The organism is Marinimicrobium sp. C6131 (assembly GCF_026153455.1).
Lineage (GTDB): Bacteria > Pseudomonadota > Gammaproteobacteria > Pseudomonadales > Cellvibrionaceae > Marinimicrobium.
On record NZ_CP110629.1, the window covers coordinates 2085019 to 2101220 of the forward strand.

Genomic DNA, 16202 nt, shown 5'->3' on the forward strand with positions numbered 1-16202 from the left:
GCAGCGATGTTTGACGATCAACAACTGGACTTTTCCCAGGCCGACCTTCCCCGCTACATTGCCGTGGAAGGGCCGATTGGTGTCGGGAAAACCACCCTGGCCAAAAATCTGGCCCAACTTTTCAACTACGACGTACTGCTTGAGCAGCCGGAAGAGAACCCGTTTCTGGAGCGTTTCTACCGCTCCCCGAAAACCGCCGCCCTGCAGACTCAACTGTTCTTTCTGTTCCAACGTGCCAACCAGCTTGAGCAACTGCGTCAGAACGACATGTTCGAGCCGGTGCGAGTCGCCGATTTTCTGATCGAGAAGGATCAGCTGTTCGCCCAGGTAACCCTGGACGATGACGAGCTGGCCATCTACCAGCAGGTGTACGATCGGCTCACGCTGGATGCCCCCCGACCCGATCTGGTGATTTATCTTCAGGCCCCCTCGCGCGTTCTGAATGAGCGCATCCGCGAGCGCGGTATCGCCAGCGAACAGCACATCAGCCCGGAATACATTGAGGCCCTGAACGAGGCCTACACCCAGTTTTTTCACTATTACGACAGCTCACCCCTGCTGATCGTCAACGCCCAGGACCTGGATCTGGCCCGAAACCGGGAACACTTCCAGCAACTGATCGAGACCCTGTTAACCATCAAGAGCGGGCGCCACTACTACAACCCGACGCCCGCCCTCTAAGCCCGTTGCGGAGAATCCTATGCCTTACGGAGCCAACGCCGATACCGCCCTGAACAAACCCGTTACCGTCAAAACCCTGCAGAAACTCAAGGGCTCCGACGAGAAATTTGTGGTGGTGGCCCTGTACGATGCCCCCATGGCCGCCATGGCCCAGAAATGCGGCGTCGAGGTGGTGTTGGTGGGCGACTCCCTGGGCATGACCGTGCTCGGCTACCAGAGCACCATTCCGGTCACCATGGAGCAGATGATCTACCACGTGGAAGCCGTGGCCCGGGGCAATCAAAAATCCCTGATCATCGCCGACCTGCCCTTCATGACCTACGCCACCCTGGACGACGCGCTGAAAAACGCCACCCGGCTGATGCAGGCCGGCGCCCAGATGATCAAAATCGAAGGCGGCCGCTGGCTGAGCGAGACCGTGCGCCGCCTGTCCGAATGCGGCATCCCCGTCTGTGCCCACCTGGGCCTGACGCCCCAGTCGGTCAATAAATTCGGGGGCTTCCGGGTGCAGGGGCGGGACGCCGCCCAGGCCGATGAAATCGCCGAAGACGCCGCACTGTTGGCCGAAGCCGGCGCCGACCTGGTGGTGCTGGAATGCGTGCCCTCGGCCCTGGCCGCACGAATCACGCAAAACACCCCGATACCGACCATCGGCATCGGCGCCGGCCGGGAGACCGACGCACAAGTGCTGGTGATCAATGACATTCTGGGCCTGACCGAGCAGCCCCCGAAATTTTCCAAAAACTTCCTGACCGAAGCCGGCGATATTCCCGGCGCCATGAAAAAGTACGTCGCCGACGTCAAGTCCGGCGTCTTCCCTGGCGACGACCATATATTTCTGTAAACTGTAATCGCGATACCAGAAAAACCGGCACCCACCCCAAACCACAACATCAACCCGGGTGCCGTGGCTCCTCGGAGCCACCCATAAAAATAGACCGTGAGAGTGAGAGACACTATGAACATACGCATCCCCGCCTGGTGGGCGGTACTGGGCTGCACCACCCTTTTGTCGGGTTGCCAGAATCAATCGGCCGAACCGGAACCCGCCGACGCCATCGCCGCCCCCGACACAGCCTGGGAAGATTACCGGGCCCGCTCCGACCACTGGCGCGCGGTCGACCGGGACTTTATCCGCAGTGAAGTGGCGGCCGAGGGCCTCGACAGCCCCAAACGCCCCGCCCGCACCCACCGCTTCGGGTTCGACCCCAACCAGCCCACCGAGTGGTACACCACCGAGGAAGGCCGCCGAATCGCCGACATCGTGGTGTCTTTTCAGACCCCCTCCGGCGGCTGGTCCAAACGCACCGATATGAGCAAGCGTCCGCGCCAGCCCGGCGAGCACTTCGGGTATGAATTCAGCTACATTCCCACCTTCGACAACGGCGCCACCACCACCCAGATCGAGGTGCTGGCCAGAGCACACACCGTCACCGGAGATCCGCGCTACCTGGAAGCCTATGTCCACGGGGTTGAGCTGATACTGGAAGCCCAGTACCCCAATGGCGGCTGGCCCCAGACGTTCCCCCTGCGCGGCGGTTACCACGACTACATCACCTACAACGATCAGGTGATGGAAAACAATATGACCGTGTTGCACCGGGTCAGCCTGGGCAAAGCGCCGTTCGCGCAGGCCCCGAACGACCTGCGGACGGAAGCTGCCGCCGCCCTCGACCGGGCCCTGGACGCCGCACTGGCCACGCAGGTGGTGGTGAACGGCAAGCCCACCCTGTGGGGCGGTCAGCATGACCCCAGGACCCTGGAGCCCATGAAAGCCCGCGCCTATGAAATGGTCGCCCTGGCCACTGCCGAGAGTGTCTCCCTGCTGGACTTCATGATGGATCTGGACGATCCCTCCGCCGAGATACAACACGCCATCCACTCCGCCATGGCGTGGTATGAACACAACGTGATCACCGGCTACCGCTGGGACACCGACACCCGGGAAATCGTCCCCGACGCGGACGCCCCCCCGCTCTGGTCCCGCTTTGCCGAAATCGGCACCAACCGCCCCCTGTTTGGCGACCGGGACCACTCGGTGCACTACGACATCAAAGACATTTCCATGGAGCGCCGCGAAGGCTACGGCTGGTACACCACCGCACCGGGTGAGGTCCTGGAAAAATACGAAGACTGGAAGCGGCGCTTTCCGCGTTAAACCGCGTTCTGATAGGTCGACAGAATCAGCTCCGTGGTCAGTCGGGCCGAGGCCGCTCCCGCCAGCGGCTCGCGGCCATCCCGGACGGCCGCCTCAAAATCCTCAATGATCGCCTGATGCGCGGTGCTGTCCGTCACCGCCGCGCTGGTGGCGCCGTCATGTTGGTAATGGTTCCCGGGCGCACTCGGATTATCCACTCCGTCCACGGCCCACTGGGTCACCACATCATCGGTCAGGGTGAAGCTGCCGCGCTCGGCATGCACCTCCATCCGCGCCGCAAAACCCGGCCGGGCCGCCGTAGAGGCCACCACAGTGCCAATCATCCCATCCTTGTGACGCATCAGCGCCGCACCGTGATCCTCCGCCTCGATATCGTGCGCAAAGGTCCCCAGCATACTGACCACCTGCCCGGGCAAACCGAACAGCCAGGTGTAAATATCCAGGTTATGGCAGGCCTGCTGCATAAAGGGACCGCCACCATCCAGCGCCAGGCCACCGCGATAATCGCCACTGTCATAGTAGGCCTGATCCCGATAAAACTTGGCCGCCAGATCCACCGCGTAAATCCGCCCGAAGGCGCCCTGCTCGATCAACGCTTTGATCGCCTGATTGTCCGGCCGGGTGCGCCGCTGATAACAGACCGCCAGCACCACGCCCGCCTTATCACAGGCGTCGGTCATCCGGTCCATCGCCTCGATACTGATATCCAGCGGCTTCTCGGTCAGCACATGCTTGCCCCGCGCCGCCGCGTCGATCGCCCCCTGATGATGCAACCCGTTGGGCGTGGCCAGAATCACCGCATCGAAATCGGTATCCACCGCGTCAATCGAAGGCCACACCGGCAGCGTCGGTGCCGCCGACAGTGGCCGCCCGGAACGGGACACCGCCCCCACCAGCTCACTGCCCGGCCGCTCGGCCAGCGCGTTGACATAAGTATTGCTGATATTCCCGGTGCCCACGACCACATAGCGCATCAGTGCACCTCCTCTTCCGAACTCCAGACCTTCATGGTCTGATTCGAGAGCAGGTGACATTCACCCTCCACCAAAACGTAGGTGCGCATGAAGTGATACTTGTTGCCCCGCACCTCACCGCCCTCTTCCTGAGGCGCCTTCTCTACCGTGGTAAAGCCACTGAGCACTGCCGTGTTATCCAGACGCCGATACGCCACCTGCTCCGAACGACGGGCCAAGGGCACTTCATGCCCCTCACCCAATCGACCGACCAGCGTCGCTTTATCCTCCGCCGCCACGGCATGGTTGTGCACCCAGACAAAGTCATCGGCCAGAAGAACGCGCATAAACTCGGGATTGCCCACCCGCAGCGCGTCTTCATACTGGCCATCCAGCCGCTTGAGGGCGTCGGCTTCCAGGCAGTCAGCGGCAAACGCCGTGGTGGAACACAGAACAAGCGCCGCAGCGCCAAGGCAGGTTTTCATAGGGGTAACTCCGGTGGTTGATTTGTTATGCCACCGAGTTTAGCAAACTCATGCAGGAGTACGCGGGTGTTTCACTGGATTGAAAAGCGACCTGGCAGGACGACTCAGGAACGGCACAATTGCGGCAACAGGGAGGGGTATAAACGAAAAAGCCCCTGAAGTTTACACGGAAAATCAGGGGCTTACGGGATTCTATAGTGGTCGGAGCGAGAGGATTCGCATACGTCCCTGCCCTACTCCGTAGGCTAACTTTGCACCACAATACTTTTAGAATCAGCCACTTAGAGAGAACAGGCGATCACAGTAGACCACTGTATGACTCATCGTTTTCGACGCTTTTTCGACACTAATGCTTACAAAGACCTTTTCGACCTGTAGACTTTTCGCTATAAATACTTCGCCCTAATTGCCGGCACAACTACTCTTTCTGCAGAAATACTTGAAATAGGATTTTTTATGACTTTATCGCCTGAGGTAGTTAGTACCACTGGATTGGCTCTCGACCTTTTTGGAGCAATACTAATTGGCTTCGAGTTTTTTAAGAAGTATAAGGGGGATCAATACCGGCCCGACGCTGGGCTTGGTATCGACCCATCTAAAGGTATTATTATAACGCAGAGCGAAGTTCAACCTACTGATGATTTCAAGCGTTGGCAACGAAAACGAGAGCGTACCGCAAAATTAGGCTTTTCTTTTCTAGCCGTTGGCTTTTCATTGCAAATAGCTGCAAACTGGATATAGCGTATTCACTACCCTCGCTTCTTTGAGTATATATAGCCCCTCTAACCCGCTATAGTTTTTAGTTATAACGCTGCCTTTTCATAAACTTGTATTTAAGGACAAAGCAATGGGTATCATCGACGAACTAAATAGCAACCCAATCCCAACAGAGCTGTTCCACTACACATCTCAAGCAGGTCTGATTGGAATTATCGAAACAAATTCAATATGGGCTTCAAAAATTCATTATTTGAATGATTCTACCGAATTCGAATTGGCTTTGAATTTGGTTAAGGAAGTACTTAATGAAAAACGGAAAAAAGTTAGAACAACCCCTTCCAGAAAGAAAATTGATTGCTTTCTCGAAAATATAAAATCTATTGGTAGCACCAATGTTTGCGTAGCCTCCCTTAGCGAGAATAGAGATTTGCTGAGCCAGTGGCGGGCGTATGGAGGAGGCTCTGGCGGTTACTCGATTGGAGTCAAAGCGCAAAATATCGCCAAAAACGTCATGAACAGAGGATTCTCTTTACTTAAATGCGAGTACGATGAAAATAAGCAATTAAGCTTAGCAAGGATGCTTGTTAGTGAATGCCTGGCAGAAAACGTTGATACAGAAATCGTAAAATTTAACCGAGGGGTTCCTACCCTTGATTTCTCTGCAGGAAGTGAATTCAAGAGAAAGCTATCATTGCTAGCTTCTGTGCTCAAGCACAAAACATTTAAAGAAGAGTCAGAGTGGCGACTTGTTTCCCAGGAACCTATAAGTGCTCAAGATCTTAAGTTCCGCCCTGGAATCTCTACAGTGACTCCTTACATTCCCGTGGAACTTGGAGAAAAAAGATACTATCTCCAAAGCATTACCGCAGGACCAACACCAAACCCCTCGCAAGCAGCTGACATGCTTAAGGTTTTAACGTTAAAACACATTGAGTGCAACCTCAAAACTTACACCAGTGAAGTACCATTTAGAAATTGGTAACAAAATAATACCTCCAAACCATGAGGAAAATTAATTTTCTCATGCATTTCTACGGCCCCAACGAGAATCCCCTTTACTACAACCTCCATACTCATCATTTGCCACCAATTTTTGTCTTGGGACTTATTTGTCCTTACTCCAGAATCTCCTTCCCACTGTATATCCAATACATACTCCGGGAAAATTTTGGCTAACACTTCCAAATCGTCAATTCTGAACTTTGTCTGCCCTCCGCCGAGGTTTCTTAATCTAGTGTAGTTAGTACCCATTTTCCTAGCCAGCTCTTCTCGAGTAAGTCCTTCCTCTCGTTCAATTTCATTAATGCGTTCTTTCAAGCCCATAAATAATTAAAATCTAAAATAGTAGACACCAATTATTGTATTTCCTAATTTAGATACATATAGGCAGACACACATGATTAGAAGCATAGTGAGACAAAGCGCATAGACTTTCAAGAAGTAGACTCAAACACCCTTCTAGGCTCCCCACCGGTCCTCCCCTGGACCCTCTTCGCCGACTGGATCGGCTTGGGCGATGACCCCCAAGTAGTCCGGAGCTGGCTGGATCGCGGGTATCTCCCCTCCATCCGCATAGGCAAGCGCCTATATGGTCAACGTCGAACTGTTTCGAAAAATCACATAGAATGAATGACAAGAGCGCTCATTTATCAATGACCGATTTGCATGCGCCCCGGACAACCGATGAGAGCAACCAGTTCTGCGGTGTGTTTTTTGGTGACGCACCCGATCCGGAAAAAATAGACTGCTGCTTACAAAAGAGAACGACTATAGGATTTAGTTTCCGAAAATTCCCTCTGGCCGAACCGTATACTTCCAGTCAATAACATCTGGCCGGCAGCTAAGCTGGGAACGTGAGCTACTCTCTTCTGTTTTCGAAGCGATTGGCGTGCCCCGTCTTGGATTAACACGATTTTTAAATCTCTGATAACACATAGTGCACTAATAGCAGTGCCTTAATGCAGCTTTTCCATAACAGCTCTTCCCTGTACCGTAATTTATGTAGTAACCACTGGACTCTATATATGTCCAATAGTTTTGGTTTGCATCATAACCTTTCATATCACCATTTTCGGAAAAGTAAGTCACCCAGCTAGTTCCATTAGAATAGTTATAACCATTAAGCTTTAGAGTCCCGTCCGCCATCCAGTTACAGTGATATGAGTTACCTGACTGGTAGTCATAAGAAGAACCTGTAGAAGCACATTGGCCAATTCCAGAATCATCGGTTGTGCCCTGATAGTACGCCCGCGCCCCTGTTTGTTGCTGACTGGCGCCAGCTAGCATGCCAGCTACCAACGCGTCCAGTTGAGCCTGAGTTAACGATTCGCAGCCCAATAAACACAAACTAGCCACGGAGACCGCAGCTGCTCGACCAGATATGAGAATCATCAGCCTCTCCGTGTATATTGCATTCAATAGTTGCTCACTTCAGGGCATCCAGCATCTACCCAGCTCCACTCGACAGATGTGGATGCTACAAAATATAGAGGACGTACCTCACTTAACCGATTATGGCTCAAAGGACTAGGGTTCGCTGAATTTCCAAGGCGGAATTAGTAGCTACGGTACAGAAAGGGTTTAAAACGAAAAAGCCCCCGAATTTCTCTAGGAAAATCAGGGGCTTAGACTGGAATTAGTGGTCGGAGCGAGAGGATTCGAACCTCCGACCCCCTCGTCCCGAACGAGGTGCGCTACCAGACTGCGCTACGCTCCGACTGGGTTGGCCTGTGCCAACGAGGGCGGAATTATAACAGCTGTTTTTCTGCTGTAAATGGGGAATTGGCATTTCTTGCGTCACAGATTGACGGATTGGCGGGCGGATGGGGCCCCATGGCGGGCCGCAACTGGTATCATGCGCTCAATCTGTTTGACCCGAATGAGGAATTGACGCGTGAACGCCGCTTTTCGACTTGCTGCTGTAACCACTCTGGCTCTGGTAATGACCGCCTGCGTGGGGCTACTGGACCGCCCGGAGGAGCCGGAAGGCCCTCAGGTGGATACCCGGGCGGCCGCCGTGGTCAGTCTGATCGATCAGGCTCGCCTGGCCTATGAGCAGGGCGACTATATGGGCGCCATCGCCGCCGCCGAACGCGGCCTGCGGATCGATCGGCGTGAACCGGAGCTGTATCTGGTGCTGGCCCAGAGCTATTTTGACCTGGCGCAGATGGAGCAGGCACGCCAGTTCGCGGAGCAGGGGCTGCGCCACAGCCCGCCGGACTCGCGCCTGTATCAGGCCCTGGAAGCGGTGCGCGGGCGCGCCGCCCAGAGCACCGGCACCCTGCGCTTTTAATCCTTCCGGACCGGCATCGCTGCATGAGATTCGGCTAATATATAGCCAAATCTCATGTACAAGCCCTTACCTATTTCCAATTGGTTTAATTAAGCCGCCGGAAAAGCTGGCGATTTTATGATCAGCGTCGATACTGTAAGTAACTGGTGTTGGCAATCCCCTGGTTATATCAACCACCAGTTGGGTCCGGTGGACCTTGTCAGGAAACTTTCCTTTATTGTGTACTCCTATCTTGCCGGTGCTCATGAAGCACCGGCTTTTTTATGCGCCCGGCGTCACTGCCAGAGGCGCTGCCACCAACTGGGGCGGGACGAGCGGTCGATGCGGCACCGGACGGACTCCTCCGGTGCCTGACCTTCCCGCAGTGGCAGCCAGACGGCGCCCTCACAGCGCTCGGCGCTGAGCTTTCCGGTCGCGCTGTCGATCCAGTCAAAACTGACATCACCCGGCGGACTCAAGGGCAGCCCCTGGGTGGGCAGGTCGGCCATCATATCCGCCCAGGCGTGCAGAGCGCCGGAGGAGCCCGTCAGCGGCGTTTCCTCGTTGTTGTCCCGTCCAAGCCAGACGACGGTGAGGTGCTGGCCACTGAAACCGGCAAACCAGCTATCCCGGTAGTCATTGCTGGTGCCGGTTTTGCCGGCCATCGCCAGCTCTTCCGGTAAACGCTGGTAGACCGACCGCCCGGTTCCCTCACGCAGGGCAAGCTGCAACAGGTACTGCATCTGGAAGCTGGCCTCGGGACTGAACCGCTGCTCCATCTTCAATGGATAGCGGCGCAGCGGGTCGCCCTCGGCGGTCAGTACTTCGCGAATCGCCCGCAGGGGGGTATAAACGCCTTCGGCGGCGAGGGTGTGATAAATGCCGGAGACCTCATAGGGTGTCATTTCCACCGCCCCGAGCAGGATGGCCGGCACCCCGGGAATGTTTCCTTCAAAGCCCGCCGCGCGCAGCGTGTCGTACACGGCCCCCAGCCCCAGGTTCATACCCAGCCGGGCGGTGGCCTGGTTGTAGGAGTGCACCAGCCCCTGATAGAGGGGCACCTCGCCGTGATCCTCCAGGCTGGCGTTGCGGGGCTCCCACAGGGTGCCATCGCCCGCCTCCACGGTGACCGGGTCATCGCTGATCAGGGTGCCGGGATGGTAGGTTTCGGGGCGCTCCAGCGCCGTGAGATACACAAAGGGTTTGACCAGCGAGCCAATGGGCCGGCGGGCATCCAGGGCGCGATTGAAGCCGTTGAACCGGCCGTTGCGATCGCCCACCAGGGCGAGCACCTCGCCGGCGCCCACCGAGGTGACCATGGCAGCCCCCTGCAGTCCCTCGGTACTATGCGCCTGCTCCAGGCGGTGTAACCGCTCACTGATCACCCGCTCCAGGCGCCGCTGAATCATCGGCGAGAGGCTGGTGAAGATTCGGAGCCCTTCGCTGCGCAGGTCTTCCTCCCGGTAGTCCCGACGCAGTTGCCGGTTCACCAGTTCGATAAAGGCCGGGTAACTCTGCAGGCTATAGTCCACATCGGGCACGATGCCCAGAGGGGCCTCGGTGGCTTTTTCCAGCTCCGCCTGGTCGATCAGGCCCTCCCGGTGCATGACCCGCAAGACCAGATCCCGGCGGTCTTTCACCCGCTCCGGGTGACGCCAGGGATTGTAGTAAGAGGCCCCTTTGACAATGGCGATCAACAGCGCGATCTGTTCGGTTTTCAGTTCGTTCAGGGGCTGGCGAAAGTAATGCTGCGCGCCCAGGGCAAAGCCGTGCACGCCCCGGGAACCACTCTGGCCCAGGTACACCTCGTTGATATAGGTTTCGAGGATTTCGGACTTGCTGTAGTGCACTTCCAGCAGTACCGCCATGATGGCTTCCTGGAATTTGCGCTGCAGGCTGCGCTCGTGGGTGAGATAGAAGTTTTTCACCAGTTGCTGGGTCAGCGTACTGCCGCCCTGCACCACTCGCCCGGCCTGCAGGTTGGCCCAGGCCGCGCGCAGAATGGCCGTGGGCGATACCCCGAAGTGGTCCAGGAAGTCGCGGTCCTCTACCGCCAGCAGGGTTTCGCCTAGCAACGGAGGCAGGTCCGCCAGACGCACCAGTAACCGGTCCTCGCCGTGGGCGGGGAAAATACCCCCGATCTCCTCGGGCTCCAGACGCATCAGTGGCAATGGCTCCCCCTGGCCGCCCTGCAGACGGGTGACCCGACCGGCGTCCAGCGTCATCCGGAAACGCCGGGCCGGCTCGTCGCCGTCCCAGAACTCGAATCCGCGACTGTAAACATCATAGTGCCGGGTGTTGCCCTCAAACCGGCGCGCGTACTGCCCGGGGCCGCTGACGCGCTCCACCGGACGATAGCCCAATGCCAGCATTTCCTGCTCGAACAGGTCGGGCGGCAGCGACACGCCTTCGTACAACTCCAGCGGCCGGGCATAGACCCGCGCGGGCACCGACCATTTTTTGCCCTCGAATTTCTCGCGTACCACGCCGTTCAGATAGATCACCCAGAGCACAAACAGCAGGGCAATCACGCCCGCCGCATACAGCAGCCATAGGCGCAGCAGCGCCCAGCCATGGCGCCCCTGACCGGGTTGTCCCTTGCGGCGGGTTCGGGTTTTGTGGCGACGTCGGGTCATAATCGGTGGTCAACTCGTTGCTGGTGAAGCCCCGGCTTTCGGGGGCGCTTTCGTACGGGGCGCTTATTTTGCATAATGGTCGGCCAAAACCCAACCGGAAGCGCCACACGGCGCTCAATTTCGGACTGACAGCGAGGCATTCATGAACGACCACTATCACATCTACGGCATCGGCGCGGCTCTGGTGGACACCGAAATCGAAGTCAGTGACGCCGACCTGAAAGCCATGGCCGTCGCCAAAGGTGTGATGACGCTGGTCGATGAGCCCCGCCAGTCTGAGCTGATTGACTACTTGAGCGACCACTTGGTTCATTCCAATCGCGCCAGCGGCGGCTCCGGGGCCAACACCGTGATTGCCGCCAGTTACTTCGGTTGTCGCAGTTTTTATTCCTGCCGGGTCGCCAATGACGAGAACGGCGAGTTCTACCTGAACGACATCAAGGCCGCCGGAGTGGACTATCCCGAGCACCTGGGCAGCGATGAGGGCATCACCGGTAAATGTCTGGTGATGATCACCCCGGATGCCGAGCGCAGCATGAACACCTTTCTCGGCATCAGTGCCGGACTGTCTGTGAACGAGCTGCACACTCCCGCCATTGATGCGGCGGACTATGTGTATATCGAAGGTTACCTGGTCAGCTCGGACACCGGCCGGGCCGCCGCCATTGAGCTGCGCGAGCGGGCGGAGAAGCGTAACACTCTGACCTCACTGAGCCTGTCGGACCCGGCCATGGTGCAGTTCTTCCGCGACGGCCTGCTGGAGATGATCGGCAAAGGCGTGGACCTGCTGTTCTGCAACCGCGAGGAAGCCATGGGCTTTACCGGCACCAACACTCTGGAAGAGGCGGCCCAGTCACTGCAGGATTACTGCCGCTCCTTTGCCATCACCTGCGGCGCGGACGGCGCGCTGGTTTTTGATGGCCGCCACTCTTATCACATTGATGCCCAGCCGGTGAAAGCGGTGGACACCAACGGTGCCGGCGATATGTTTGCCGGTGCGTTTCTGTACGCTCTGAGCCAGGGGCACGGGTACGATGTCGCCGGCCGGTTCGCAAGCCTGGCCGCCAGCAAGGTGGTCACCCAGTACGGCCCGCGGCTGCGCCCGGAGCAGCATCAGGAGTTGAAGCAGGCGTTTTTTGGGTAGCAGACCGGGCAATCCGGGTCGCGGGGGAGTTTGAGTTCGCGCCACTGGCTGGTGGTGGCATCGAACAGCAGCAGCCGGCCGGCCAGGCTGGAGCCGACACCGGCCAGCAGTTTTACCGCCTCCAGTGCCTGCATGCTGCCAATGACGCCCACCAGGGGCGCCAGTACACCGCTGCTGGCGCAGTTGAGTTGCTCGTCTTCATTCACGTCGTACAGGCAGCGGTAGCAGGGGCTGTCATCCCGGCGCGAATCGAACACCGTGACCTGCCCTTCCAGGCGAATCGCGGCGCCGGACACCAGCGGTGTACGAGTGGCGACACAGGCTTCGTTGATGGCGTAGCGCACGCTGAAGTTATCCGTGGCGTCAATGACCAGATCCGCCTCACGCACACGGGCGATGAGCGACTCGCCACTGAGTTTTTCTTCAATGGGGACCAGTTTTACATCCGGGTTCAAGGCCTGCAGGGCGGCGGCGGCCGAACGGACCTTGGACTCGCCGACACGTTCAGTGGTGTGCACGATCTGCCGCTGAAGGTTGGACAGATCGACCTCATCGTGGTCCGCCAGCCATAACTCCCCGACCCCGGAGGCGGCCAGGTACATCGCCACGGGTGCGCCCAGGCCGCCGAGCCCCACGATCAACACGCGGGCGTTCAACAATCGTTCCTGCCCTTCGACATCCACTTCCGGTAACAGGATGTGCCGGCTGTAGCGCAGCAGTTGGTTATCGTTCATCATCGGCCACCTCCTCTGCGGGCCATTGCCCCAGTGTGACTCGGTCGCGTTCGTTCAGGTCCTGCTCGGTGCGTACGGCGCGAAAGCCCCGTACCGTGAACAGCTCTCGCGCCGCCGATCCCTGTTCCCAGCCATGCTCTATCAACAACCAGCCGCCAGGCAACAAATGCCGGGGAGAGAGATTCACGATGTGCTCAATGTCCGCCAGTCCCTGGCGTTCGGCTACCAGCGCGGAGCGGGGTTCAAAGCGCACATCGCCCCGGTTCAGGTGCGGGTCGCAGTCCGCTATGTAGGGAGGATTGCTCATCACCAACTCAAACCGCTCGTCCATAGGCAACGCCGAATACCAGTCACTGTGCAGGCAGCGGACCCGCTCCAGCCCGAGGCGCCTGGCGTTGCGCCGGGCCAGGTCAATCGCCGCCGTGGAGGCATCCAGAGCGGTTACTTCCCAGGCGGGTCGCTCACTGGCAAACGCCAGCGCCAGTGCACCGGTGCCGGTGCCGAGATCCAGCGCGCGGCCAGAGGGGACACTTTCCGTCAGCGCCAGGGCCAATTCCACCAGTCGCTCGGAATCCGGGCGGGGAATCAGTGTGCTGGCATCGACGTACAGCGGCAGTGACCAGAACTCCCGTTCGCCCATGATATGGGCAATCGGTTCGCCGTTGCGACGCCGGGACAACGCCCGATCAAATTCGGCCTGCTGGGCGTCGCTCAATTCGGTTTCCGGCCAGGTGTACAGCCAGACCCGCTCCTTGCCGAGCACCCAACTCAACAACAGCTCCACATCAAGGCGGGGGGAGTCGCTCACCGGGCTCAGTTCGACGGCCCGGCGCAACGCTTCATTCACGGTGCGCATCACTCCGCCAGGGACGCGAGCTGGTCGGCCTGATACTCATGCACCAGAGGCTGCACCACTTCGTCGAGTGCGCCCTGCATCACCTCATCCAGTTTATACAGCGTGAGGTTGATGCGGTGATCGGTCACCCGCCCCTGGGGAAAGTTGTAGGTGCGAATACGCTCAGAGCGATCGCCCGAGCCCACCAGGTTGCGCCGCTCGTCCGACAGGCTTTTGGCCGCGGCCTCTTCGCTCTGGCTTTTCAGTTTGGAGGCCAGCAGTGACATCGCCCGGGCCCGGTTTTTGTGCTGGGAGCGCTCGTCCTGACACTCCACCACAATGCCGGTGGGAATGTGGGTAATGCGAATGGCCGAATCGGTTTTGTTGACGTGCTGACCACCGGCGCCGGAGGCGCGGAAGGTATCGACCCGGATATCCGCTTTGCTGATGTCCACCGCTTCCACTTCGTCGGCTTCGGGCAAGACCGCCACGGTACAGGCCGAGGTGTGAATGCGACCCTGGGATTCGGTTTCGGGCACACGCTGCACCCGATGCGCACCGGATTCAAATTTCAGGCTGGCGTACACGCTGTCGCCGGACACCCGGCTGATGATTTCCTTGTAGCCGCCGTGCTCACCCTCGTTCTGACTGATGATTTCGATACGCCACTTTTTCTGCTCGGCGTATTTGCTGTACATGCGGAACAGGTCGCCGGCGAAAATCGCCGCTTCGTCACCGCCGGTGCCGGCGCGAATTTCCAGAAACACGTTCTTGCCGTCGTTCGGATCTTTGGGCAGCAACAGGCGCTGCAACTCCTCTTCCATCGGCCCCAGCTGTTCGTCGCAGGCGTCCAGCTCCTCGCGAGCCATGTCTCGCATTTCCGGGTCGGACAGCAGGGTCTCCGCCTCGTCGCGATCGGCCTTCATCTGATGGTAGCGGGCGTAACTCTGCACCACCGGCTCCAGCTCGGCGTACTCTTTGGACAACTCCCGAAACCGGTTCTGGTTGCCAATGATGTCCGGATCGGACAACAGTTGGCCGACCTCTTCGTGGCGCTCGGTCAGGCGGGACAGTTTTTCTTCAATGGATGCTTTCATTCGGGTTCGCTTTTCTCTTGGGTCTCGGTGTCATCCGCCTGCAGCCCAAACAGTTCGCGCGCCGCGGCGACCAGTTCCGTGCGCCCCTCGGCGCTGGCCTGACGCAAAGCCACACTGGGCGGATGCAATAATTTGTTGGTGACGGCTCGGGACAACTGCGCCATCAGTTGGGCCGGATCACCGCCGGCCTCCAGCGCCTTCTGGGCTTTGGTCAGCTCCCGGGCCGCCAACGCTTCAGCCTGTTGCCGATACGAGCGGATGGTGACCGCCGCGTCCTGGGCACGCTGCATTTTCAGGTATTGGCCGACGCCTTCGGCAATAATTTCCCGGGCCTTGTCGGCGGCGGCCTCCCGGGACTTTTTGTTCTGATCAATGACCGCGTGCAGATCGTCCACCGTGTACAGGTAGACATCATCCAGCGAGCCGACCTCCTCTTCGATATCCCGGGGAACCGCAATATCAAGCATGAACATCGGTTTGTGTTTGCGCTTTTTCAGCGCCGACTCCACCGCTCCCTTGCCCAACAGGGGCAACTGGCTGGCCGTGGAGGAAATCACAATATCGGCCTTGTGCAGGTGCTCCGGAATGTCCGCCAGCAGAATCGCCTCGGCCCCCAGCTCCTGGGAAATAACGTGCGCCCGCTCCAGGGTACGGTTGGCCACGACCAATCGTCGAATTCCCTGCTCTTTGAGATGTCGGGCCACCAACTGGATGGTTTCACCGGCGCCAATAAGCAGAGCGGTGTCTTCTTTGAGATCGGAGAAGATCTGCTGGGCCAGGGTAACCGCCGCGTAGGCCACGGACACCGGATTTTCGCCAATGGCGGTTTCCGAGCGGACCCGCTTGGCAACGCCGAACACCTGCTGAAACGCCGAATGCAGAGTCGCCCCCACGGTACCCGCCTGGCTGGCCACCGCGTAAGCGGATTTCATCTGGCCCAGAATCTGGGGCTCCCCCAACACCAACGAGTCCAGCCCGCCGGCGACTTTCATCATATGCCCTACCGCTTCGGCATCTTCAAAGCAGTAGTAACACCGGCTCAGGGCATCCTCATCCATCTGGGTATGCTCTAGCAGCCAGGTCAACAGGGCGTGAACCTCGGCGTCGCTGGCGGCGTATATCTCGGTGCGGTTGCAGGTCGAGAGAATGGCGACTTCATTCAGCCCCGCCCGCTCGCGGGCCTGCATCAACGCATGCTCCAGGCTGTCGGGTCCGAACGCCACGCGCTCGCGGATCGCCAGGGGAGCCGTATTGTGATTGATACCGAACGCCAACAGGGTCATAGAGTAGGAGCAGGTTTTGCCAGCAAAAGGGACGCCATTGTCCGGCCCTGAGGGGCCGGGCGCAAGGGGCGAGCAAGGAAAACGCTCACCACCCCGGGAATTATCGCCGCAATGGGACGTCGAAGCCAGCCGGAGAGCAACCCGACTGGCGAACCCGGCCCGCTCTGTTTATGATGCCGGAATAGCCAATCAACCGATGAGACCT

At 58.5% G+C, this 16202-nt stretch carries 16 protein-coding genes and 1 tRNA gene; 7 read left to right on the plus strand and 10 right to left on the minus strand.

Going from position 1 to position 16202, the window contains the following annotated elements; all coding sequences use genetic code 11:
* Positions 1 to 6: 6 nt before the first annotated feature.
* The 3 genes from OOT55_RS09015 (at position 7) to pelA (ending at position 2839) form a co-directional block, all read left to right on the plus strand.
* Entirely contained in the window at positions 7 to 681 is a 675-nt protein-coding gene (locus tag OOT55_RS09015) for a deoxynucleoside kinase (RefSeq protein WP_036160590.1), read from the plus strand.
* Positions 682 to 700: 19 nt separating this feature from the next.
* Complete coding sequence (gene panB / locus OOT55_RS09020; protein WP_265368751.1) at positions 701 to 1525, plus strand: 3-methyl-2-oxobutanoate hydroxymethyltransferase; 825 nt, start codon at positions 701 to 703, stop codon at positions 1523 to 1525.
* A gap of 114 nt (positions 1526 to 1639) precedes the next feature.
* Positions 1640 to 2839 carry a pectate lyase gene (gene pelA, locus OOT55_RS09025; protein ID WP_265368752.1) on the plus strand — a complete coding sequence of 400 codons (1200 nt, stop codon included), beginning with the start codon at positions 1640 to 1642 and terminating at the stop codon, positions 2837 to 2839.
* Here pelA and OOT55_RS09030 read toward each other — a convergent pair.
* Together OOT55_RS09030 and OOT55_RS09035 are read right to left on the minus strand one after the other, a co-directional pair.
* Complete coding sequence (locus OOT55_RS09030; protein WP_265368753.1) at positions 2836 to 3873, minus strand: Gfo/Idh/MocA family protein; 1038 nt, start codon at positions 3871 to 3873, stop codon at positions 2836 to 2838. The genes pelA and OOT55_RS09030 overlap by 4 nt on opposite strands.
* Positions 3813 to 4277: a nuclear transport factor 2 family protein gene (locus tag OOT55_RS09035; RefSeq protein WP_265368754.1), complete on the minus strand. Its 465-nt coding sequence runs from the start codon at positions 4275 to 4277 to the stop codon at positions 3813 to 3815. Before OOT55_RS09035 ends, OOT55_RS09030 begins: the two co-directional genes overlap by 61 nt.
* Before the next feature lie 456 nt (positions 4278 to 4733).
* On the opposite strand from OOT55_RS09035, the gene OOT55_RS09040 reads away from it, so the two are divergent.
* Both OOT55_RS09040 and OOT55_RS09045 read left to right on the plus strand, forming a co-directional pair.
* Positions 4734 to 5018 (plus strand): hypothetical protein, encoded by a 285-nt coding sequence (locus tag OOT55_RS09040; RefSeq protein ID WP_265368755.1) that lies wholly within the window; start codon positions 4734 to 4736, stop codon positions 5016 to 5018.
* A 106-nt stretch (positions 5019 to 5124) separates the two neighbouring features.
* Positions 5125 to 5979, plus strand: a complete 855-nt coding sequence (locus OOT55_RS09045) for a DUF2971 domain-containing protein (RefSeq protein WP_265368756.1) — start codon at positions 5125 to 5127, stop codon at positions 5977 to 5979.
* Here the strand turns inward: OOT55_RS09045 and OOT55_RS09050 are convergent.
* The 3 genes from OOT55_RS09050 to OOT55_RS09060 all read right to left on the minus strand — a co-directional run bounded on the left by OOT55_RS09050 (position 5946) and on the right by OOT55_RS09060 (position 7713).
* A complete protein-coding gene (locus tag OOT55_RS09050) occupies positions 5946 to 6320 on the minus strand; it encodes a helix-turn-helix domain-containing protein (protein ID WP_265368757.1) in 375 nt (124 codons plus the stop codon). The two genes, OOT55_RS09045 and OOT55_RS09050, sit on opposite strands and share 34 nt — an antisense overlap.
* Positions 6321 to 6938: 618 nt before the next feature.
* Complete coding sequence (locus tag OOT55_RS09055; protein ID WP_265368758.1) at positions 6939 to 7388, minus strand: hypothetical protein; 450 nt, start codon at positions 7386 to 7388, stop codon at positions 6939 to 6941.
* A gap of 248 nt (positions 7389 to 7636) precedes the next feature.
* A tRNA-Pro gene (locus tag OOT55_RS09060) sits at positions 7637 to 7713 on the minus strand.
* A 177-nt stretch (positions 7714 to 7890) separates the two neighbouring features.
* Between OOT55_RS09060 and OOT55_RS09065 the strand changes: the two genes are divergently transcribed.
* Entirely contained in the window at positions 7891 to 8289 is a 399-nt protein-coding gene (locus OOT55_RS09065; protein WP_265368759.1) for a tetratricopeptide repeat protein, read from the plus strand.
* 275 nt (positions 8290 to 8564) lie between these two features.
* Here OOT55_RS09065 and mrcB read toward each other — a convergent pair whose 3' ends face one another.
* The gene (gene mrcB / locus OOT55_RS09070; RefSeq protein WP_265368760.1) at positions 8565 to 10904 is read right to left on the minus strand and encodes a penicillin-binding protein 1B; all 2340 of its coding nucleotides are present in this window, start codon (positions 10902 to 10904) and stop codon (positions 8565 to 8567) included.
* A gap of 142 nt (positions 10905 to 11046) precedes the next feature.
* On the opposite strand from mrcB, the gene OOT55_RS09075 reads away from it, so the two are divergent.
* A complete protein-coding gene (locus OOT55_RS09075) occupies positions 11047 to 12048 on the plus strand; it encodes an adenosine kinase (RefSeq protein ID WP_265368761.1) in 1002 nt (333 codons plus the stop codon).
* Here the strand turns inward: OOT55_RS09075 and OOT55_RS09080 are convergent.
* The 4 genes from OOT55_RS09080 to hemA are packed head-to-tail and all read right to left on the minus strand — an operon-like array spanning position 12018 to position 15997.
* Positions 12018 to 12782, minus strand: coding sequence for a HesA/MoeB/ThiF family protein (locus OOT55_RS09080; protein WP_265368813.1), 765 nt, complete (start codon positions 12780 to 12782; stop codon positions 12018 to 12020). The genes OOT55_RS09075 and OOT55_RS09080 overlap by 31 nt on opposite strands.
* Positions 12772 to 13638, minus strand: coding sequence for a peptide chain release factor N(5)-glutamine methyltransferase (prmC, locus tag OOT55_RS09085; RefSeq protein ID WP_265368762.1), 867 nt, complete (start codon positions 13636 to 13638; stop codon positions 12772 to 12774). Before prmC ends, OOT55_RS09080 begins: the two co-directional genes overlap by 11 nt.
* On the minus strand, positions 13638 to 14714 hold the full coding sequence (gene prfA / locus OOT55_RS09090; RefSeq protein ID WP_265368763.1) for a peptide chain release factor 1: 1077 nt from the start codon (positions 14712 to 14714) through the stop codon (positions 13638 to 13640). The genes prmC and prfA overlap by 1 nt, the downstream gene beginning before the upstream one ends.
* Positions 14711 to 15997, minus strand: a complete 1287-nt coding sequence (gene hemA / locus OOT55_RS09095; protein WP_265368764.1) for a glutamyl-tRNA reductase — start codon at positions 15995 to 15997, stop codon at positions 14711 to 14713. Before hemA ends, prfA begins: the two co-directional genes overlap by 4 nt.
* Positions 15998 to 16202 lie beyond the last annotated feature (205 nt).